Genomic DNA, 23,989 nt, shown 5'->3' on the forward strand with positions numbered 1-23,989 from the left:
TTCTCTTTCTTTTTTGAAAATTTGGGTCGTCAATATTTTTAGCCCAATTGAGCTAGTGTTATATGAGAAAATATGATTCTTGAGCAAATACATTTAGGCACTTTTGAAGGGATTACTCAATTAATCGCCGTTATTCCGTTAATTTTTATTCTTGGATTTTTCAGTTACTTTACCTATCAAGCGATTAAGACCCGTTTTCGTATGTATTATCATCTGATGTTATTATTTTTCTTTTCGACTACAAATCTTGTTTTTAGCTTCCTTCTCCTGGGAAGAACTTTTGGATTTATTCCTGAGAATGAATTAATCTTTTCGGATTCAATTGTCATAATTATTTCCCAAATTTTTGATCTTTTCGCCCTATTGGATGTCCTTGTATTATTATTGATTTTTGAACAATCGAAAAATACTTTAAAGACGCTTCTTCCCCTTGTTATCATACTTGCCATGATTTTAGGTGCTTTGTTCAGCAATCATGAGTCATTTTCTACTGGATCTGGAATAATTTTGCAAGGTTTTACATTAATTTCAATATTGATCCTAATTTTTTCAGTTTTAGCTTCCATGGTTATAGGAAAAATATTTTTATCTTCCTTTCGTATGATCGAAAGTGGAAAACAGCGCCATTTATTTTTAAATATGATCATAGGAATTAGCCTTTCTCAATTGTTTGGAGGTGTTCTTCCTTTTACTTTGGAAGTCTTCAGCGAAGATTCAGTCGGTAGAGTGTCGGGGATTTTCTCTTTCATAAAAATTTTTGGATTAATGTCAGTGGGATATGCTTTTCTTCGAGTTTCAAAAAATCCATGGTTGATGGAACGTCAAAAGAATCATTTCTTGCTAATATATTCCACTTCAGGACTTCTATTATTTTCAAAATCATTTCGCAAAGATATAACGCAAGATAATATGTCTCTTTTTTCAGGTGCTTTTTCAGCGATTACCATTATGTTGAAAGAAACGACCAAAATTGATGAGTCCATAAAAATGATTCAGTATGAAAATAAAGAAATGCATGTTGTCACTAAGGAGCATTTTATATGTGTTTTAATGCAAGATTACTCCACTCAAGCTTCTCAGAATGCATTGAAAGAATTTGTAAACGATTTTGAAACTAAATTTGCAGAAAATCTTTCAAATTTTACAGGAAATATCACTCCTTTTTCAGAATCTAAGATAATTGCCGAGAAATATTTTACCTATTAAGTTGATTCAATCCTTTTCTTTATAATTTTTTCATTTATCAGATTAACTCAATATAAAAATGAATTTTGTCTGTGATTAAATCTCTATTTTATGAAAATTGAAAAAAAAATCCAAGTCAAAATATTAGTGGTGCAATGATCTTGACTTGGAATAGAGTGAATAGTTGAGGAATTTTGCAGCATTAGGGAATTTTTATTAAAACTTTTACTTCTTTTTTTGACACATCTGGCAAGGGGATTGTTGAGGAGTTTACTTGGATTCCATCGACTTCACATGAAGGATTTTCTCCCTCTTCCACTCGCTTAACTTCTATTGAATATATTACTCCGCGGAAGAGTCTAGATACTTTGTACTCTAACCAAGTTTGGGGTACTTTAGGTTCAATCGTTAATCCATTAAAAGTGGGGTGAATTCCGAGAATATATTGTGAAATTGCAACAAAATTCCATGCTGCCGTCCCAGTAAGCCAAGAATTCTTAGCTTCACCAAACGTTGGGGCATCATAACCTGCTATTGTTTGGGCATAAATGTAGGGTTCACACCGGTGAAGATCACTAAGGTGCTCACGAGCTGATGGATTAATTCGTAAATAATAATTGTAGGCTTGTTCAGGATTTCCATTCATTGCTTCAGCAATCATAATCCATGGATTCGTATGACAAAATATACTCCCATTTTCCTTATAACCTGGTGGATAGGAAGAAATTTCTCCTAATTCTAAGTGGTATCTTGTATAGGGAGGATGATGAAGCATAATTCCATGAGGAGTAGCTAAATGACGGTGTACAGATGCCAATGTTTTTGTTGCCAACTTCATTTTTTTTCCAACTTCAGCCATTAGACACATTCCTTGGGATTCAATGTAGATTTGACCTTCATTATTCTCATGTGAACCTACTTTATGGCCCCTATCATCATAAGCTCTCAGAAACCATTCTCCATCCCATCCATGTTGTACTATTGCTTCTTCCATTTTTTGAATCGCACCACTATAATGATTGGCTTTATCAACCATCTTCAAATAAATAAAAAGTTCATTCATTTGTTTTGCTGCATACACGAATTGACCAGCAATGAAAAGTGATTCGGCAATTTTTCCCTCTTTATTGGCGGTAGTCTGAAAAGATTGGTTTGGTTCTTCAGAAAAACAATTTAAGTTCAAACAATCATTCCAATCTGCTCTTCCAATTAAAGGCAATCCATGGGGTCCAAGTCGATCGAGTGTATATTTTAAACTCAATTCTAAATGAGTTAACAGTGATTTTTCACTATTTTTTTGATTTTCAAATGGAATGTCTTCTTTTAGGATATCAAAATCACCTGTTTCTTTTAAATAAGCCACTGTACTTAAAATCAACCACAAAGGATCATCATTAAAATTACTCCCCAATTCATGATTTCCTCTTTTGGTCAAAGGTTGATATTGATGATAGGCACCTCCACTAGGCATTTGGGTTGATGCAAGATCTAAAATTCGTTGACGGGCTTTTTCGGGGATTAGATGGACAAATCCTAAAATATCCTGATTGGAATCACGAAATCCCATTCCTCGCCCTATTCCAGACTCAAAAAATGAGGCCGATCTTGATAGATTAAATGTAACCATGCATTGATACTGGTTCCATATATTCACCATCCGATTTGTATGGACATCAGGAGTATCAATAGTAAATTTACTTAGTAACTGATCCCAATATCTTTTCAATGCAATGAACGCATCCTCAACATTTTTTGGATCCTTGTAATAGGTGATTTTTTGATTGACTTTTTCTTTGTTTAAAATCTGTGAATCAGGAGGAGAGAATTTTTCTGACTTCTTATTTTCTGAATAACCTAATATGAAGATTATTTCTTTTGTTTGTTCAGGCTCCAAGGTCACTTCTATATGATGAGAACCTATTGGAGCCCACCCATGAGCATGGGATTTTAAAGAATTTCCATTTTCAACAACGACTGGACTTTCCATACTATGATAAGATCCAATAAATTTTTCTCTTTGCGTATCATAGCCTTTCAAGGGTTCTGAACATGAGAAAAAAGCAAAATGATTTCGGCGTTCGCGATATTCGGTTTTGTGATAAATAGTACTTGTTGCTGAATCGATTTCTACTTCTCCTATGTTGAAATTGCGTTGGAAGTTAGTTGCATCTCCTTGAGCATCCCACAAGCAAAATTCAACAAACGAAAACAAAGAAAGATCTACAGTATGAGTGTGATGATTGGTTATTTTGATCTTCCAGATTTCCAAATTTTCATTCAATGGGACAAAATAAGTGACGTTGGAATGAATTTTTTCAGCTTGGGATTGAATTGTTGTATAACCCAATCCATGTTGGCATTGATACATTTCCATTGTATGTCGTGTAGGTTGCCAAGTTGTTGACCAAAATTTACCGGTTTTATTTTCCCGAATATAGATATATTTGCCATTAGAATCAAAAGGAGTATTATTGTATCGATATCTCGTTAGTCGTCGATATCGAGCATCTTTATAAAAAGAATACCCTCCTCCAGTGTTTGAAATTAAGCTAAAGTAGCTATCCGTTCCAAGATAATTAATCCAAGGAAGGGGAGTATCGGGGTGAGTAATTATGTATTCCTTCCGCAAATCATCAAAATAACCATATTTTTTCATTAGAATCTCTTTCTCCGAAATTTCGTAAAAATCCTTTTAATATAAATTGCAATACATTTGTTTTTCATTTAAATATAAGACGTAATACGAAATCACAAGCTTTATATATTAATTGTAATACAGATAAATATAAGGTTTTTGAATTCTCCTTTTGGAGAGTTTTTTTTTGGATGATACTTTTTTCAAAAAACAATTGGTTGTTGGTAAAAAAAATGAAATTACGACGAAACTTATGGATGGCATTGTTTATGATGGCCTTCATAGTTCCAGTGATTGCCTCTGTGAGCGCTACAACCGCTCCAGAACGGGCAACAATTGTCTGGTCCACTGGCTATGATACTCAACATGACAATTACAATCCTTGGACAGGTTCTCCTGCCTTCGGAATTGCTCTAATGTATGAACCTCTTTTTGGTTTAAACGGAGCTATGAACGATACTTTAATTCCTGTCATTGGCACCGAATATTCTTGGAATGCTGATGGTACCGAATTGACTGTAAAGATTAATGAAAAAGCCAAATGGTCTGATGATGAAGTTTTAGATGCTGATGATGTTATTTACAGCTATGAAATCGCTCAATATCAACCACGATGGACTGGTATGCAAGATATCATTGCTTCTATGGAAAAAATTTCTGCAACAGAAATGAAATTTGTTATGACAGCAGAAAAGAAATTTTCCTACCGTATGGAACAATTCTTATACACTGAAATTCCAATCGTTCCTGAACATGTATGGTCAGAAATTAATGATGGAAATGTCACCAAAGATTTAGATCTCTTTAAGAATGATTGGCTAAATGCCTCCTTCAATGAAGATTGGAAAGTCGCTTCTGGTCCATATTTCCCATACTTCCGTGATTTAACCGCGGGAGAAGAAATTTATAAATTACGTGATGATTGGTGGGGTATAAATACTCTACACATGGATATTCCTAATTACTCTGGAACTCCTGAAGCAGAGTATATCGGAATGCGAAAATATGCAGATAATACTGCTAAAGATGCAGCTATTTTAACTGATGAAATTGATTTACATGCTGGATTTTACTCAAGCGTTTGGACTGCCTTAGGTCGAAATGATAATATTGAAACTTGGTTTGGAAAAAGCTTTGATGAATATTACTTAGCCCTCGGGGCTATTATTGAAGTGGCTCCAAATCACATGAAATTTCCATTCAATCAGTTATGGTTCCGACAAGCCTTAGCTTATTCTATTGATTATGATTCAATCGAGGTAGCTGCTTCTGGTGGATATTGGAATCGAGCTCGACAAGGAGTTATTGATAATCGTTCTGCAGGTCATAAATCACTTTACAATGAATCCATTCAAGAAGAATATGGTATTGACTTGGATGTAGCAAAAGCTATTGATATTCTTAATGAAAGCTGTTATCAAGTTGATGGTGTTTGGTATACTGATGATGTTCCAGTAGAATTCCAAGGAACATTAGGTGCAGAAGCTGATGAAGATTCTGGTCATGCTGGATTCAATATTGCCTTAGGGGGCTATGAAATTTTAGTTCCAGCTGGGTGGACCGATGTCTGCATTGCAACATCTATGTGGGCAGGTGATTTCTCTGATATTAACATTACTACCACCAAGCGGGAAGTAGATTTCTGGAATGGTTGGAGAGTGAAAATTATGGAAGGCGATTTTGATATGGTTATGCAATGTTGTACTCCTCATTTAGTAAATGATCCATACACCGTTTTAGGTGGGTGGAGAGGAACTGCCAACTTACCATGGGATAATGCTTCTCACTGGGAAAGTCCTGAATATGAAGCACTCTATCAAGAGTTTGATACCGCCAAAGGAGATGAGCGTGTTGCTGTTGCTTCTCAAATGCAAGAATTATTAGCATCTGAATTGCCAACAATTGTTTCCCATGCAAATGGATTCTGGTATTTGACCAACACAAAGTATTGGGATAATTGGCCAAGTGCAGAAAATGAATATCAAGATGCTCAAACTGCGTATTCAATAAATCGAATGGCTTTGAAACAACGAATGTATTTGGGTTTAATTCAATCTGAATCTACCGGTGCAAGCATTCCATGGAATGGATTTACAGCTTCCTTAATTGTCGGAGTTCTTAGTGTGCTCTCAGTTCAAATAATTCGAAGAAGAAAACAAAATTAATTTAATCAAACCAAATCTTATAATTTATTTTTTTTCATTTTTCACCACTTTTTTTTATAGATTTTTTTTTCTTAATTAGCATTAAATAATGGTTAGTTAGCTTACACAATATAAGGTTTTAAAAATGGAAACGACTGGACTAGAAATCACCCCGATGCTAACCGACAATAAGTTGGTTGATGAAAAAAGGGGATTTAGTATAAAATCAATTACATCTAATTCATACTTTAAATTCATACTACGAAAAGCATTGTTTTATGCTTTTGTATTCTTCATCGCAATTTCACTTGCATTTTGGATACCAAGAATGCTACCTGGAGATCCTATTGCTGGATTACTTACTCCTCCTGCAACTGTAACTGATATTGAAGCGTGGAATGAACGTAAGGCTGTTTTAGAATCATATTTAGGATTAGATTTGCCGCTGTGGCAGCAATATCTTAACTTTTTAATCAACTTTCTTAAAGGGGATTTGGGTTATGAATACATTAATTTAATACCTGTTAGTGACATTGTTCGTCCACGCTTGATGTTTAGTTTAATTCTTGTTGTTCCAACAGTTGCCCTTACCTTCGTTTTAGGCAATAGTATTGGTGCAAAAATTGGGTACAAACCAAGTAGAAAAAATAATATTATCTATTATGTCTTCGTTTTTCTGCAATCTGCGCCTTTTTTCTGGATTGCGTATATATTTTTTGATATTTTTGTTTTGGGGTTAAGATGGGTTGTAGCTGATCCACCCTCTGCCATTGATCCCTTTTTTTCAAAGTTTAAATTATTTTTAATGTGCTTTATTATTCTAACCCTTGCATTCACTGGAGGTTGGGCAACAGGGGCTCGTTCAATGATGATTTATGAAGCTGATTCTGATTATATTCTTTATTGTCGAAAGTTAGGTTTCACAGATGAGAAAATGCGGGAATATGCTAAACGTAATGCAATGTTACCTCAACTAACGGGCTTGAATCTTCGTTTTAATGAAATTTTAGGTGCTACTTTCATTATTGAATTTGTATTTAATTGGCCTGGGTTAGGTTGGACAACTATTGAAGCTATGACTCAGCAAAATTATACACTGATTGTAGGTACTTTTGTTGTGAATATTATGATAGTCGTTATCGGAAATTTTTTCATTGACATATTATATGGATTTATAGATCCTCGAATTAGAATCGGAGGAGACAAGTAAAAATGACAGAAATTGCAGCAGAAAAAATAATACAGCCAGATCCAAACGCATTAACAATTAAAACCCTCAAAACTGAGAGAAAATTTGAGTTATTTTTAAAGAGATATAAAAAGCAAATTATCCCTCTGTCTATATTTCTTTTGGTAGTCCTTTTCGCATTCATTGGTTCAGCAGTAGTCGGAGATCCTGAATATGTTTACGAAGTCATCATTGACGGTAGATCCACCGGTCTTCCTTTATTTTTTGCAGAACCGCAATCAGGATTACCTCTTGGAACAAACCAACAAGGATATAGCTGGTTTGCTGTACTCCTTCATTCCTTTAAGAACTCATTAAAAATAGGATTCACGGCAGGGATTGTTTGCGTAGTCATTGCAGTCTTCGTCGGTCTAATTGGTCCATTTTTAGGTGGTGCTATCGATGATTTCTTTGTTTTTATTACCAATATTTTCTTAGTTTTTCCAGTAATTCCATTTATTTTGCTTTTGGGGACAATGATGGAAAAAACGAGTGTATTGACTATAGAAATTGTAATTGCTCTATTTAATTGGCCATGGGCCGCTCGATCAATTCGTTCTCAAGTATTAAGTCTCCGGGAACGGGATTTTGTTAAGGTATCCAAAACATCGGGCCTTAGTGAAGTTAAAATCGCAATAGTGGATATAATTCCAAATATGTTTTCCTATATCTTCTTGGTTTTCACTATTTTAATCAATGTTGCCATTTTAACGGAAGCCGGTATCGCTATATTGGGATTAGGTCAAAGTGATATGTGGACATTAGGACGAATGTTAGATTTGGATAGGAAGGCTCATATTATTCCGGGTTATTACCACCTATGGATACCTACTGGATTGTCATTAACGTTGTTTTTAGTCTTAATGTATGTCATTAATACAAATCTAACGGAAGTATTTAATCCTCGATTAAGGGAAAAATAAGTTGGAGAATAGAACAATTAAAAAAGGTAAAAAAAATGGTTCAAGAAATATTAAATGTCAATAATCTCGTTGGTTGTTATAAAGGCACATTTGGAAAAGTATATGCAGTAGATCATGTCTCCTTGAAAGTAAATCGAGGGGAAATAGTGGGCATTGCGGGAGAATCTGGTTCTGGCAAATCCACTTTAGCTGAATTAATTTCAGGAATGCCTCGACCTCTCCTTCACTTTGAAAGTGGGTTAGTTGAAGTCAAAGGTTATGATATCTATCGAATCGATCAAAACACTTTGAGATCTGAAGTGTTAAGCCAAATTATTGGATATGCACCTCAAGCGTCTATGAATTCCCTTAATCCTGTCCTCAAAGTTAAAAGATTTCTATTAGATGTAATGAAACAAAGAACAGCTCAACAGTTGGGAATTGGAAGAAAAATTCGATTGAGTAATTCAATTTTGTTGGAAGGCATAAAAAACAAGGATGCAATTGGAATCAAGGATGCAGAAATTCATAACTTTATTGAACTCTTCTTAAGATATTCCAAAATTGCGAAAAATCCTACTTATGAATTCTTACTCTTCTTAACCAAGATTTTGGTAAAAGATTTCGAGTTTCATTCATTCAAATTATTGAAGGATAAAGTACCTCTTCATATTCAAAACAAAATGAATAATAAAATTGATCTTGAAGAAGATGAAGAACTTTCGGCATTTCTAACCAAATTAATTAAAAACGCTAGCTCAACAACAATCCATGATCTGTTTTTGAATTGCATTAAGAATCTTAAACAGTGGGAAATCGAAGAAGATTTCATAAAAATGCTTCACATTTCGATTAACAAGAAAGTATATAAAAAAATTCAACCAGCGATTGATCCCATGCTTACAATAGTATTTGCAAATCAAGATGATGTACGAATCAATCCTAATTGGGGAGAACTCTTCCCAGAATCTATTTCGGGGGTTCCTCCTATTCCATTGAAATCTGATGCAGAAGTTCTTCAAGATGCTATCGTTCATATGGAAAAATTAGGATTAGATCCAAAAGTTTTAGACCTTTATCCCCATGAACTGAGTGGAGGGATGAAACAAAGAACAGTAATTGCTATCTCGACACTTTGGAATCCGAAATTATTAATTGTTGATGAACCTACTAGTGCTCTTGACGTTTCAACTCAGAAGAAATTATTAGATTTATTTGTTCAATTACAAAGGGATAAGATTGTTGAATCGATCTTGTTTATTTCACACGACATTCCGACTTTACGTCAGTTATGTACTCGATGTATTATAATGTATGGAGGACAAATTGTTGAGGATGCAGATATGGAAACAATTATCAACAATCCGAGCCATCCATACTCTAAAAGTTTGGTTGGGTCAATTGTATCCTTCAATCCTGATGGGTCAGTAGAAGCAGAATTATCTCGAATTGAGGGTGCCCCTCCTGATTTGAGGGAACCTCCATCAGGTTGTAGATTTCATCCGCGATGCAAACGTGCCATGGATATTTGCAAGAGGGAAGTTCCTAACTCATATTATCCTAATGGAGAAAACCATCCTGTAAAATGTTGGTTATTTGATAAAAAAATTCGAGAGAATCAAATGGAGAATGAAAATGATGAGTAAAGAAGCAAGTATTTTGCGATTTGACGGAGTGAGTAAAATTTTTACCTCTGGATTAATCAAAGTATCTAAAACTACTGCAGTAAACGATGTTTCCTTTGAAATTAAAGAAGGTGAAATTCTGTCTCTTGTTGGAGAAAGTGGAAGTGGGAAATCAACCATCGCCAACATGATTCTCCGAATAATTAAACCTAACCTTGGTCAGATATATATTAATGATCAAGAAATAGAAAAGATACCAATAAATGATTATTATAAACAAGTACAGATGGTTTTTCAAGATCCATTTAGTTCCTTTAATTATTTCTATAAAGTAGATCGGGTTTTGCATCAAGCAGTCAATTTCCATTATGGAAAAAAAATATCTGATACTGAAAGAACCAAACATATACATAACGCCTTGAAGTTAGTTAGTTTAAATCCTGAAGAAGTTTTAGGGAGATATCCTCATCAATTAAGTGGAGGACAACTTCAAAGATTTCTTTTGGCTCGTATTTTAATAATTGAGCCATCTGTCTTAATTGCAGACGAGCCTACTAGCATGGTAGATGCATGTGCTCGAGCAGAAATATTAAATTTACTTAAGAGATTGCGTAAAGAAATCAATATATCCATTATATTTATTACGCATGATATCGGACAAGCCCAATTTATATCGGATAGAGTTATTGTAATGGAAAATGGGTTGTTAGTTGAACAAGGTCCAACAAAAAAAGTATTTTTGGATCCTCAACATCGATACACTCAAAATCTTTTGGCGAGTGTTCCAAGTTTGTATCGAAAATGGAATTAATTTTAAGTTCACTTTTTTTTTTAATATCCTGTTTTAATGCTCATATAATTCATATAGGAAAATCCAAAAAAATTGTTGAGAAATATAATGGACACACGAATAGCTACTCGAAATTTAAAAAATTCTCCAGAATCTCAAGCACAAAATATATTTTCTTCAATTATAAAAGAAAATTCACAAATTGATGCTATTTTTACCGACAGTCGTTTTAATCATGTTTTTGCCGCTATTAACATTCCTAAAAAAGCTCCAATTGTCATTGAAATATTGAAAAGTGAAATTTTTACATATTTCTTTGATCCAAACTGTTCATTACTATTCAAATATTCAGATCGTGGTAGAGATGTTTCGTTGTATCAGTTTAAACTAGGAAAAACAACCCATTTGGCATTGAACACACCTCAAAAGCAGATATTGCTTACTATTTATAATAAGGTATCTTCATGGGGGGGCAAATTAACTACAAAAGGGGAATTGGTTGTTGATTTGCTCTCGCCGTTACCAGGACCTCATTATTACACGAATTTATTGATTGGAAATCGAATTGGGTTTGATTTTCCATTGCAAAGTACTCCCAAAGGAGTTGTGGATCGCTTGGGTCGCGGTAGTTTTCGTTCACATGCTGCAACTCAAGTTTTAGCCACTCGTTGGGATATGCTTCCTGAAGAGAATGGATTCCCAGCAAATCGGCAATTTTATCTACTTGAAAATGGCAAACAAATCTTTTTTTCAGCTAATCCTTCGGATGACAATATACTCGAAGCAAAGTGTGTTCACTCCCAAAATTATACAACAATTTCATATTCTACCAAATGTGGAATAAAAATTTTGCGAAAAATTTGCATTTTGCCACAAGAAAAGGGAATGCCTTTAGCTACTGAATTGCAGCAAATTTATATTGAAAATAATTCAGATTCAAATCGAGACTTAAAATTAATTTATGTAGGCATGTTTGGTTCTGCCACTCCCCATGCAATGAAGGAGGATGTCATTTATTCTAATATTATAATGCAATCTCAATTAGTAAGGAATGAAGATGGTAGTATTAAAGCTGTAGGGTGGGATTATTATCCTGAATTCTGTCGTGAGGATCTTCTTTTTCATTCTTCCATTGCTCATATTGATAAGCAAGTAATTTATCCGACTGAATTTTGCTTTAATTATAACGATTTTGTTGGAAATGGAAATTTAAGTCATCCTCAAAATATTTATCCTCTTAACAATAAAATGCAACGAAAAGGTCCTGGTTTTTTTGCAGTTGCCTCTAATTTGTTAGTATCTGCAAAATCTTCAGTTTATATTGATAATTTTACTGGGATTGTATCCAGCAAACTTAATCCGAAATTTGATGATCTCCAAACCTATGAGAAAGAAATCTCAAGTTTAATCCATAAATATTCGCAGAATGGGGCATCTAATTCTGTTCTATCATCAATTATTCAATTTCAAGAAAAGTTCTCTGAATATCTTCAAGTTGAATCAGAAGATAAATATTTTCAATCTTATTTCAACAAAAATTTACCATTTCAAATTGCGTATCAGACCTTTGTATCACGTTCGTTTGCTCAAACTCAGAAAGGATATCGGGAAATTGGATTCCGGGAAATTCAAGATTTATTTGCATCCATGTACTATTTTAGTGCCATGGGTCAAAGTGAATTTGTAAAAACACTAATAAAAATATGGGCTAGCAAGGTTTTTGAATTTGGATTTGCTTATCATAATTTCTTTTGGAATGGTAAAGAACCTGGAAAATGGTCTGATGATGCACTTTGGTTATTACAAGCGATTGATCGCTACATCAAATTAACTGGTGATAATTCTATTTTGGATGAAAAATGTGCCATTGCTGGAACTAACCCAAAAAAAAGTCGATCGATTTATGAGACAATTCAGGCAATAATTCAATTTTCTGCTGAGATTTCTGTGGGCCAACATGGTCTTCCCTTGTTAGATAAAGCAGATTGGAATGATTGTCTTCAGTTAGAAGGAAACCCAATAGATGGACCAACAAAAGAAAAACTCTATAAGAAACAAATTAGAGGAAATCCCACCTTAATAGAACCTTTGGAAAATAATTTTGCTGAGAGTGTTATGAATGCTTGTTTATTACAAATTGCACTAGATATTTCCATTAGATTTGCAGAATCACGTCAAGATGATAAAATACTCCAGAAATGGACTAATCTATCGACTAAACTTAAACATAATATTCAAACACATGGTTGGAAAAATGATTTTTATGCGCGTGTATTGTTTAATCAAGATTCAACTCATAATTATTCTTATTTAGGTGCTCAAAAGGATGGAATTTCCGCTGATCCTCATATTGATGGCTCATATTTCCTCAATTCATTTAGTTGGGCAGTAATGGCAAATATTGCTTCCGAAGATCAAATAGATATCATGTTAGATCGAATTGAAAAGTATTTGAAATCCCCTTTTGGAATAAAATTAGTCACTCCCACTAATTTAGAAAAAATACATAAAGGAACTGCTACGGGACATTATTTTCCTGGAGATCGAGAAAATGGGGGCGTTTTTAAGCATGCATCAATGATGTTTACTGCCTCCCTCTTCAAAGCGGCAAATAATGTTGAAAAGGAAGAACTTGCTCGTAAAATGTGTCGATTAGCATATTGGATGATAGATTTAGTCTTACCTTACTATACAATAGAAAATCCATTCGAAATCTGTGGAAATCCACGGTTTTGTACTCAATATAATAATAGCCAAACAGGTGAAAATATCGGACCTATTTTAAGTGGGACTGCAACTTGGTTGAACATCAGTTTGATCTCAGCCTTTGGTATAAATTATTCAAAAGATAAATTGCAATTAAATCCAATCCTTCGAGAACAAGAAGAATATTTTCATTTTACGCTTAATACTGGGTCAACCATTTTAAATGTGAATATTTCTAAGCCCAAAGGATTTTATCGGATGAAAAATGCACAAGTTGAAATCAAATTAAATGGTAAAATTCAGAAAGGAACAATTTTCCCTTCCCTTCATGATCATCAAGAACATTTAATTGAAATAATATATCTATAACTTTTTTTTCCCTTTTTTTGTACATTTACACACTGTTATTTAGTTTGGCTATCCTAATAATACATCACTGATTATCATGGTAATTTAATTCGTTGAAAATACTCTTAATATTTTGTTGGTTATATAGGTTCTCTAACGCTCCTTCATGCTAGAAAAAATGAGGGTCTATCCTGCAATTCTTCTTATGTATTTCAAAATCTCGTTCTTTTTAAATTTCAGTTCCATATAAAAATTCAAGAAATATTTAAAAAATACAAAATTTAAGTAGTGATCAAAGCATTTTTGAAAAATTTAGACAAAAAAGTTGATATGTGAAATTCTAATGAATAATAGAAAAGTTTTAAGAAAACCCCAGAAATTTGTATATTTTATGATTTTGATGGGTTGTATCTGTAGTTCTTCTTTAATAACCAGTCGTTTAATAATTAGAGAAGAAATTTCAATGGAAAAAACTAACCCAATATCTATTGAATTTACTGAAGAAGAAATGTCATTTTCATCGATAGCAAGTTTATCTGCAAGTGATATAACACTATGGGATGAAAAATGGGCATTGAATTTATTTGAGCCTGAAAATGAATATTTTTGGACCCGTTCAAGCCCTGGTGCTTATGATGTGGATAAGGATGGAGTTCTAGAAATAATTATGAATTATGAGGAAATGTATTGTATAAATGGAGAAACTGGAGAGATTGAGTGGATATTTGAATCTTTTTCACATTTGTATTATTCAAGTCCTGTTATCAACGATATTGACAGTGATGGTACCTTTGAAATTGTAACTGGTTCAGGGGGGAATCAAATCTATTGTATTAATGGAGAAGATGGATCACTTCAGTGGGCGAATTACGATACTCATAGTGGTGCACAGACGGTTCCAGCTCTTGGAGATATTGATGGGGATGGAATCCAAGATGTACTCGTTGGTGTGAATGATGATAATCTTTATTGTTTGAATGGAAGTGATGGTGAAGTATTGTGGTCATATTCAGGAAAGGATATGATAAAATGTAACCCCTCAGTAGGTGATATTGATGGTGACGGATATTTAGAAGTGATGTTTGGGGATGATTCTGGTGTTTTATATTGCGTAGATCACGAAGGCAAATTACTATGGACTTCTTCATTCAATGAGGAATTTAATTGGAACTCTCTTCTACTTGGTGATATTGATTCATCTGGATATTTAAATATTATTTGCTCGGTAGGTTCGCTAACTTATTGTTTGAATGCAAATGATGGTTCAATTTTATGGGATTTTAATCATGGTTATTCAAATTATTTTGGAATTACTCCAGTTCTTGGAGATGTCACAGGAGATGGTAATTACAATGTTGTTATTCCTGGCCAAAACTCTGTTTATTGCTTAGATTCTTCTTCTGGGGAATTAATATGGGAGCATAATGTTGATTGGAGTGATAAAACCTCTCCTGTCCTATGTGACTTCGATGGAGATTCATTCATCGAAATTATCTATGGTGATGAAACTGGGAGTATAATCAGTCTAGACGGTTTAACTGGAAACGAAGAATGGAATAGTTTAAGTTATGGAAGTATACATTCAAGTCCAATTGTTTGTGATGTTGATTTTGATGGGCTTGCAGATCTAGTCTTTGGTACTGATTTAGGTGATTTATATTGTTTAAATGGTTTAGGTTCTCCGCGTTCACAACCAATTCCATGGCCATGTTATGGCGGTTCATCCTTACATTGTTCAAATTTAGTTGATTTAAATAATGACTTCATACCAGATTATTATGAAATGTCATTAGGACCTCTAGATAGTGATCATGATAGATTAAGTGACAACGATGAAGCCATATATTTCACTGATCCATTAAATCCTGATACTGATGGAGATGGAATGATTGATGGTTGGGAAGTCCGATATTTTCTTAATCCTTTAGTAGATGATGGATTACTTGATAAAGATAACGATGGTCTGGTAAATATTGATGAATTACTCTATGAATGTGATCCGACAAATCCAGATTCGGATTTCGATCAATTATTAGATGGACAAGAAATATTCATTTATTTTACAAATCCACTGTCACCAGACACTGATCAAGATGAATTAAATGATTATTTTGAAGTAAATTACTTTGGTTCAAATCCAAACTATTTGGATAGTGATTATGATGGAATACCCGATGGTTGGGAAGTTGATTTCGGTTTTAATCCTTGTAATATAAGTGATGCTACTACTGATGATGATAACGATGGCTTAATTAATTTAATCGAATTTATACTCAATTCTGATCCATTAATATCAGATTCTGATAATGATGGAATAATTGATGGAAATGAATATTTCAATTATGCTTCTTCCCCAATTATTTATGATACCGACAATGACAATCTTGGAGATGGACAAGAAATTCTTAACTATTTTACTTCACCAGTGAATGAAGATACAGATAACGATGGTTATCAAGATGGTCTGGAAATTAATTTGGGTTTAGATCCACTTAATTCGCATGACCCAATTGTTGGATTTTCTGGAGATATTGGAGAAGAAGCTTGGATGTCCCAAGTTTACTATACCAATGATGAAAACTTTTGGACACGATCAAATCCGGTGATTTTTGATGTTGATAATGACGGTCAACTTGAAGTTATTATCAATTTTGAGAGTGTTTATTGCTTGAATAGTTTAACAGGAGAAATTGAATGGAAATTTGATGGTGTTTTGCATATGCAATATTCAAGTCCCGTAATTGATGATGTTGATGGAGATGGGACATTTGAAATTCTAACTGGCTCTGGAGGCAATCAAGTTTATTGCATCAATGGTGAAGATGGTAGTCTTCAATGGCTAAATTATGATACTCAAAGTGGTGCTCAAACAGTTCCAGCTATTGGCGATGTCGATGGTGATGGAATAAAAGAAGTATTTATTGGAGTAAATGATAACCGTTTATATTGTTTAAATGGAGAAAACGGTGATTATAAATGGTCTTTCAATGGATTTGGGATGATTAGATGCAATCCATCCTTGGGAGACATCGATAATGATGGCTATTTAAATATTTTATTTGGCGATGATTCTGGAACACTATTCTGTTTAAATCCAGATGGTTCTTTAGTGTGGAATAAATATTTGGGTAATTCCTTCTCTTATAATACAGTTATTTTAGGAGATATTAATAATAATGGGATGATAGAAGTAATTGTTTCTGTTGGATCAAATACATATTGCATAGATGGTCATAATGGAGATACCAAATGGGTCTTCAATCATCAATATCAAGATTGGATGGGCATTGACCCAGTGATTGGAGATGTAGATAATGATAACAACAATGAAATTATTATTGCTTCGCCTGGAACTATCTTCTGTGTGGATAGCGAAACCGGAATTCAAGAATGGGAACGATCTGGTTCTTGGGCAGAAAAAACTTCTCCTTTCATAGTAGATGCTGATAGTGATGGCATAGTTGAAGTTTTGATTGGAACTGAACAAGGGGAACTGATGTGTCTAAATGGGATAGATGCTAGTTTGGAATGGTCCTTTTATGTTCCAGGATCTATTCAGTCATCCCCTATGGTTGCAGATTTAAATTCAGACGGATATGGAGAGATTATTTTTGCTTCTAATGATGGGACGGTACATTGTATTAATGCACGAGCAGATATGAATTCGATTGGTCTATTATGGCCTTGTTATGGAGGTTCTCTGATTTCTGGATCAAATATAATTGATCTTGATCATAATTCTATACCAGATCGAATTGAAAGGACAATTCCGCCTCTTGATACTGATCATGATGGTTTAAGTGATATTGACGAATCGAAGTATTTCACTGATCCATTAAATCCTGATACTGATGGAGATGGAATGACAGATGGTTGGGAAGTTCAGAATTTTCTTAATCCAATAAATTCTTCTGATCAATACCTTGATTTCGATAATGACGGATTATCTAATCTTTTAGAATATAGCATTAACACTGAAGCAGATAATGAAGATTCAGATAATGATGGACTTTCTGATGGCGACGAATATTATATTTATTACACTGATCCTGTTGATAGTGATTCAGATAATGACTTTGTAAGTGATGGGGAAGAAATAATCGATCTTCAAACAGATCCTGCTAATTCTGATTCAGATAATGATTTTATTTTGGATGGAATTGAATTATGGATATCTACAGATCCTTTGAATCCAGATACTGATGTTGATGGTCTTTCTGATGGCTGGGAAGCATTTAATGGTTTAGATTATCATGATTTTGATAGTGATGCTGATGGTCTTTCTGATGGTTGGGAGATTACTCATGGTTTTAATCCTAGCAATCCTGATATGGATGGTGATAGTTTGATAGATGGATGGGAAATTGTTAACAATTTCAATCCATTTAATCCTTTTGATGCGGACTATGATCTTGATTCTGATGGCTTATCTAATATTGAAGAAATCTTGATTGGAACAGATATGAATAACAACGATACAGATTTAGATACCCTCTCTGATGGTTGGGAAGTAGCAAATGGTTTAAATCCCCTATTATTTGATACTGATAATGATACCCTCTCTGATGGCTGGGAAGTAGCAAATGGTTTAAATCCACTCGCATTTGATACTGATAATGATACCCTCTCTGATGGCTGGGAAGTAGCAAATGGTTTAAATCCACTCGCATTTGATACTGATAATGATACCCTCTCTGATGGCTGGGAAATAGAATATGGATCAAATCCTTTACTAGAAGATAGTGATTTTGATGGATTATTTGACAGCTGGGAACTATATTTAGGGACCGATTTAATTTGTAATGATACGGATCAAGATGGAATGGCTGATGGTTGGGAATACTTCAATAATTTATCCCCTCTAAATCCCATTGATGCCAACATTGATCTAGATGGAGATGGTTTTTCGAACTTGGAAGAATTTTTAGCTGGGACGAATCCTCATGTGGAGCAATCACTACAACCATATGTTCAGTTTTTATCATCTTCAATCGATATAATGGATGATAAGAAGAACAAAGACTATAGTTTGAAATGGAAGGTTGATCGAAACAATGTTGATATTCTACCATACAAACTTGCTATATTTAATCAAGTGATTTTTGAAAATGTGGATAATTCTTCTAATCAAGAATTTATTTATGAAATTGAAGATGTGTCTTATAAGATGAATTCCAAATCAATCGTTGTTCATTGGATGCTAAATGGTCAAGAATGTGAACTTACGATTAATGATGAGATTGTAATTCTAAAGATCGAAGAAAAATCATATATATGGGAACCCGACCAGTTTACCTATTTCAATTTTGAGACGAATGTACTTGATTTATCCTTTACATTAGCTGTTGGCGACTCAGAAGTGAGTGAAATTGAAAGTTCGTTGTCAATTTCGTTCGAAATAAAATCAAATTTCAAGATTTTAGAAGATTCTATCAATGCAAATATTTTAGCCATCATTAATATCTTTGGTTCAATAGGAATTTTTGCATATACACTTTTTAAACGAAGATCAAGAAATAATCTCTAATTTTTTTTTTATCATTTATTTTGAATTGCTCATCATCCCTATAATTGATCTGGGTTAATTCTCATGGATATTGAACATTTTTTTTACACTAAATAAATATAAAAAAATATTGAAGTAATTATGCAAATATCAAACTAAAAGTTCTGATACTGTATCTGATTTTTGATGGGATTCAATCGATTTCCCTTTTTTGACTCCAATATAGAAAATAAGTGATGAAATCACAAACAGAACCGCTAGCTGAAGAATCAATGGAACATATGTGATAGTTAGAAAATTCTGCCAGATTAAATCTGGGGAGATCATCAGGTTTTCTACTTTGATAACAAAATCCATAAAGAAAATGAGAATTCCAAACAAAGTACCAAAAATTATCCCAATGAATACTCCGATCACATAAATTATTGTGGTTTCAAAGAACATTATTTTCCAGAAAGATTTATTGTCCAAACCTCGAATGAAGAGGGTTTTATTAATCACTTGGTTTTCTTGAAACAACAAAACCTCGGCAATACCAACTAAAATTGCGATTATAATTAGTGAAAATTGTAAAAATTGTGCTAAAATTTGATAGAATTCATAGGTTCCTAACATAGCTTGTAATGAGGCATCCGTTTCAATTTCGGTCAAAAATGTTACTGAAAGTCCAAATTTTGAGTTGAATAGTATACTGATTGAAATAAGCAACGCAGAAATTGTGCTAATCGACATCAAAATATTTCGCCATTTCCTTTTTCCAATTATCTCCAAACTCACAAACACATTAAGATCCTTTAGAAAAACATAGGAACTCGTTTGAATTAATTTAGCAAATATCTGAGGTTTCTCCTCAATTATAATCCGGGAAATTCCAACAATAAGGCATATCATTCCTAGTAAGGGTAATAATTCGAGGGCTGGTCCCCAAAATATGAAAAATCTCACAATATCCTTAAAAAAATCCGATAGGGTAATGTTGTAAGAAAGGTAAATAAGAAGATAGACTAAAAGTGAGAATATTCCAAGTAGAAATAGAGCAAATGTTAGTTTAGTATAATTTGATTTGATTTTCAAGGGGGTTTTTTGAAATTTGGATAAATTATGGTAAGTTTCGAAAGGGTTATCTAATTCATTCGAATCATCTGTTTGGTCGGGTAAATCGTTGTCATCTCCCAAATCATTAAAAATTTCATTTTCTTCACTATTTTTCGAAGAATATCGCGAAGTTAAAGTTCGGTTAAATCCATCGTAATGGGTTTTTTTAATTTTTCTTAGAAGGGGGGTAGAAATAAGCATATTTAGAATGATCCCAAAGAGAAATGAGAGTAAAATAGTTCGAAGGGTTATAAAGGGTAACAATATTGAAGGGGTATCATTATAAAATTGCTCTCCGACGATAAACCAATACCCGTAAAACAAGGCAAACCCAAGAATATCCCCCAATATTGCCTCTCCGATACCTACGATGCACGATTCCGATAAAATTTGATTTCGAATGGTTTTAATGGGGACTCCTTTTAACCGAAGGAAGAAAATTTCTTCCATACGTTTTTTTTCAAATGAGTTCTGAAAACTTAATCCAAAAATAATAGAAAAACAAATAATAGGTAAATTCATTAATTGCAGAATCGTCCTGGTTTGACCAACATCCCGCAAAAAATTGTCAAGATTCATTCCTAATACAAATTGGATTCCCATGTTAATCGGAATTTGTTTAGTTATATTGGCAATCTTTACATCCAAAACCTTGGTTTCAGAAGAAATTTTCCTATATTGAATGTTCTCTCTATCATAAATTAAAAAATAGCCTGATTTGGTGATCACTCTGTCTAAATACCCAAAATATGACGTATTCTTGATTTCCGCAAATAAATTTTGAACCGGATGCCCTATATCTGGACCCGAAAAATTATAATATGTGAAAATTGCGGGTTTATCAATCAGCGCATTTTCTTGATAGGGTTTTTCAACAAGGTAATCATCTTGGGAATAAGAATATCGAAAATCTTCTTGATTAAGTGAGAAGGTGTATTCTTGAGGAACATATATTCCCGCTATGGTGATTTTATCGAGTGAAAAATTGCCTAAATTGATGTACAACCGAGCATACCGCCAATAGCGAACAAACATAGAGCCAATTCGGATTGATAAATTAGTTGTATCACCCGCGTTTAAACCATATTTTGTGGCTGTTCCGTAGTCTATCAAAATTTCATTTGGTGATTTTGGACTCGAACCGTTTATTATTTGGAAGTAATTAGTAAAACGTGATGAATTGTATAAATCGGTATCAGCAAACACAAATGAGAGTTCTGTCGCATTGGATCTTTTCTTATATCCTAATTCTGAAGAAATATCTGTGAAGTTGAGATCAGGATAATTCGGATCAGATATAAATGCTGCATCCCAAATACTTAATCCATACTTACATGTTTTTATAAGATCCAACTCGGTTTCATTTAAGATCGTATCAATTCTTTCATTGGTTTCATTGAAAAGATTAGTATAATGCATATTGGTGGTGCAATACCTTGTTCCTTCTAGATCATACCAAATTGCGTGAGAATGCGAAATCTCAATATCAGAGATATCTTTGAAAAAGGAATCATAGTTATTTTTTAGACTGTCTTCATAAAAGTAGTTTAAACCCGAAACCACTGCAATAGAGAGAATCAAGCAGATCGCTGTAGGGATATGAATTTTCTTTTTTAACGAAAGGAGCTGGAATTTAATTGCTTTCACCTGGTAAAAATGTAACCTTTGTAGAAAACAAAGATTGATTTCTTATTAATTAACCATAAAAAATACTCACAATTTTGAGAAAAAAAAAATAAAGTGTATTTTTTTATATCATTTAAGATTACTCCATTCTTAAGGTTTCTACGGGGGGTTTTTGGGAAGCCCTATAGGCAGGTAAGAATCCAAAAATAACCGTCGTACCCAACCCGAATCCAATTGCCGAGAAAACTAAGCTCAAAGAAAGTGTGATGGTAATTCCTCCTCCCCCACTCAAGTGGCCTAAAATTCCCGAAGTTCCATCTACACTTCCTAGAAATGAACTAGCAACGTTTCCAAATATAAAACCCAATCCAATACCTAAAATAGATCCAAGAAGCCCGATGAGAAGAACCTCAGTGAGAAAAATACTCAAAAGGGTCCTGTCCTTCATTCCTAATGCCTTCAATATTCCAATTTCTCGAGTGCGTTGCATCAGGGAGATCGTCATAATATTCATAATACCTATTCCCGCCACAAATAAGGATATGGCTGCAATTCCTGTCAAGAAAAGCTGAATAGTTTCAAAGGTTGATGCCATTGTACTAATGATTTGAGTCGCAGATAAAATTCTGACCTCATTATCAAACATAGTTTCAATCACTTCAATAGTACTTGCAATTACTTCCTCACTGTCTGAATCCAATTTAATTAAGTAGTAGGAAACAATTTCCGTATCTTCAGGATCAAATAAAAATCGATAATAATCAAGCGGAACATAAATCCCTAAATCTGAGGTTCCCCCAATAAAGCTAGAACCTCCTATTTCTTGCAGCGATGCTGATATATTTAATGTAATTTCTTGGGATTGTATTCCTGTTTCTGTAAAAGTTTGGACTGTAAATGTGATATTATCTCCTGCGCTATAGAATGTAGTTCCATTTTCCCAAGGATCATGAAGCGTGTTTCCAATTATTGCCTCTGTTGCATTATTTTCCAATGGTATTTCTCCTACATTCGCTTTAAATGAAGAGGTGACAGTAGAATAATCCTCGAAATCGAAGCCGTAAATAGTTACCATCTCATCAATCCCATCCATGGTTATTTTTCGCGTAATAACTGGTACTACTTTTTCAACATGAGCGATTTCATCCAATATATCGCTAGTGTTCAAATATAGTTCAAAACTTTCATCAACTGTCTCTGTTGCACTTGATGGGGGTTTTCCTCCACCCCCCATTCCTCTTCTATCACTGATTGCAATAGATTTACTCATAACAAGGGTGTCTGCATCCAAAGTATCAAAATTTGATGCAACATTACGTTCAAACCCGGCTCCAAGGGATTGCAATGAAACAATTGCAGCAATACCAATGATTATACCAAGCATGGTTAGGAAGGTTTGACGTTTCCGAGTTTTTAGTGTTTTCAAAGCACTTTGAAAAATATCCGCGATTAGCATTAGATTTTTTCCTCCACATGCAACAAATCTTTTGGTGTTTCAAATTCTTCCACCGTGATATCTTGGCTGATTTTTCCATCAAGAAAATATATTGTCCGATGTGCATATTTTGCCACGATTGGGTCGTGAGTAACGATGATGATTGTTGTCTGAAATTTGCTATTCAAGTTATTAATGAGGTTCATTATATCATCTCTTGTACGGGTATCAACATTCCCTGTTGGTTCGTCGAGTAACAAGAAATATGGATCTTGAGCTAAAGCACGAGCGATAGCTACTCTTTGCTTTTGGCCCCCGCTCAATTCGGATGGTTTATGGCTACTTCGATCCGCCAAGCCAACATCGCTCATGATTTTTTGTGATTTGAGTCTTCGTTCTTCCCTTGGAATTTTCTGGATACTCATAGCCAGTTCCACATTTTCCAAGGCATTCAGCCTTTCTATTAAATTATAAGATTGAAAAACGAAACCGATCCGCTGTCTTTGTTCTGCGAGTTCATCTTTCGTCATCTTAGATATATCTTTTCCAGATAACTTAATTACTCCCTCTGTTGGTTTGTCCAATGCTCCGATCATATTAAGAAACGTAGATTTGCCTGATCCGGAAGGACCAAGAATGGCCACAAATTCTCCTTCGTTTATTTGAGCGTTAACACCCGCTAATGCTTGTATAGATATTTTGCCTTGGGAATAAAATTTTTTTAAATTAATTGTTTCAATAACTGCCATTGATTTACTTCTCTC

12 protein-coding genes are annotated in these 23,989 nt (G+C 33.9%); 8 read left to right on the plus strand and 4 right to left on the minus strand.

Annotation, left to right across the window (positions count from 1 at the left end):
* Positions 1-72: 72 nt before the first annotated feature.
* Complete coding sequence (locus NEF87_RS15385) at positions 73-1,206, plus strand: hypothetical protein (protein ID WP_457916503.1); 1,134 nt, start codon at positions 73-75, stop codon at positions 1,204-1,206.
* Between the two features lie 181 nt (positions 1,207-1,387).
* Here NEF87_RS15385 and NEF87_RS15390 read toward each other — a convergent pair whose 3' ends face one another.
* On the minus strand, positions 1,388-3,841 hold the full coding sequence (locus NEF87_RS15390) for a GH36-type glycosyl hydrolase domain-containing protein (RefSeq protein WP_457916504.1): 2,454 nt from the start codon (positions 3,839-3,841) through the stop codon (positions 1,388-1,390).
* 212 nt (positions 3,842-4,053) lie between these two features.
* Here NEF87_RS15390 and NEF87_RS15395 point away from each other — a divergent pair, with 212 nt between their 5' ends.
* From NEF87_RS15395 to NEF87_RS15425, 7 genes are all read left to right on the plus strand, one after another.
* Positions 4,054-5,985, plus strand: coding sequence for an ABC transporter substrate-binding protein (locus NEF87_RS15395; RefSeq protein ID WP_457916505.1), 1,932 nt, complete (start codon positions 4,054-4,056; stop codon positions 5,983-5,985).
* A 124-nt stretch (positions 5,986-6,109) separates the two neighbouring features.
* Complete coding sequence (locus NEF87_RS15400) at positions 6,110-7,174, plus strand: ABC transporter permease (RefSeq protein WP_371802287.1); 1,065 nt, start codon at positions 6,110-6,112, stop codon at positions 7,172-7,174.
* Positions 7,175-7,176: 2 nt separating this feature from the next.
* On the plus strand, positions 7,177-8,115 hold the full coding sequence (locus NEF87_RS15405) for an ABC transporter permease (protein ID WP_457916506.1): 939 nt from the start codon (positions 7,177-7,179) through the stop codon (positions 8,113-8,115).
* Between the two features lie 35 nt (positions 8,116-8,150).
* Positions 8,151-9,740 carry an ABC transporter ATP-binding protein gene (locus tag NEF87_RS15410; protein ID WP_457916507.1) on the plus strand — a complete coding sequence of 530 codons (1,590 nt, stop codon included), beginning with the start codon at positions 8,151-8,153 and terminating at the stop codon, positions 9,738-9,740.
* A complete protein-coding gene (locus tag NEF87_RS15415; RefSeq protein ID WP_371802290.1) occupies positions 9,730-10,530 on the plus strand; it encodes an ABC transporter ATP-binding protein in 801 nt (266 codons plus the stop codon). The genes NEF87_RS15410 and NEF87_RS15415 overlap by 11 nt, the downstream gene beginning before the upstream one ends.
* A gap of 87 nt (positions 10,531-10,617) precedes the next feature.
* Entirely contained in the window at positions 10,618-13,584 is a 2,967-nt protein-coding gene (locus tag NEF87_RS15420; RefSeq protein WP_457916508.1) for a GH36-type glycosyl hydrolase domain-containing protein, read from the plus strand.
* Between the two features lie 322 nt (positions 13,585-13,906).
* The gene (locus NEF87_RS15425) at positions 13,907-19,090 is read left to right on the plus strand and encodes an outer membrane protein assembly factor BamB family protein (protein WP_457916509.1); all 5,184 of its coding nucleotides are present in this window, start codon (positions 13,907-13,909) and stop codon (positions 19,088-19,090) included.
* Between the two features lie 129 nt (positions 19,091-19,219).
* On the opposite strand, the gene NEF87_RS15430 is transcribed toward NEF87_RS15425, so the two are convergent.
* The 3 genes from NEF87_RS15430 to NEF87_RS15440 form a co-directional block, all read right to left on the minus strand.
* Positions 19,220-21,811, minus strand: a complete 2,592-nt coding sequence (locus tag NEF87_RS15430; protein ID WP_457916510.1) for an FtsX-like permease family protein — start codon at positions 21,809-21,811, stop codon at positions 19,220-19,222.
* 118 nt (positions 21,812-21,929) lie between these two features.
* Positions 21,930-23,246: an ABC transporter permease gene (locus NEF87_RS15435; protein WP_457916511.1), complete on the minus strand. Its 1,317-nt coding sequence runs from the start codon at positions 23,244-23,246 to the stop codon at positions 21,930-21,932.
* On the minus strand, positions 23,246-23,974 hold the full coding sequence (locus NEF87_RS15440; protein ID WP_457916512.1) for an ABC transporter ATP-binding protein: 729 nt from the start codon (positions 23,972-23,974) through the stop codon (positions 23,246-23,248). The genes NEF87_RS15435 and NEF87_RS15440 overlap by 1 nt, the downstream gene beginning before the upstream one ends.
* Positions 23,975-23,989: the final 15 nt, after the last annotated feature.

The sequence above is a fragment of the Candidatus Lokiarchaeum ossiferum genome (assembly GCA_025839675.1).
GTDB classification, from domain to species: Archaea; Asgardarchaeota; Lokiarchaeia; order Sigyniarchaeales; family Promethearchaeaceae; genus Lokiarchaeum; species Lokiarchaeum ossiferum.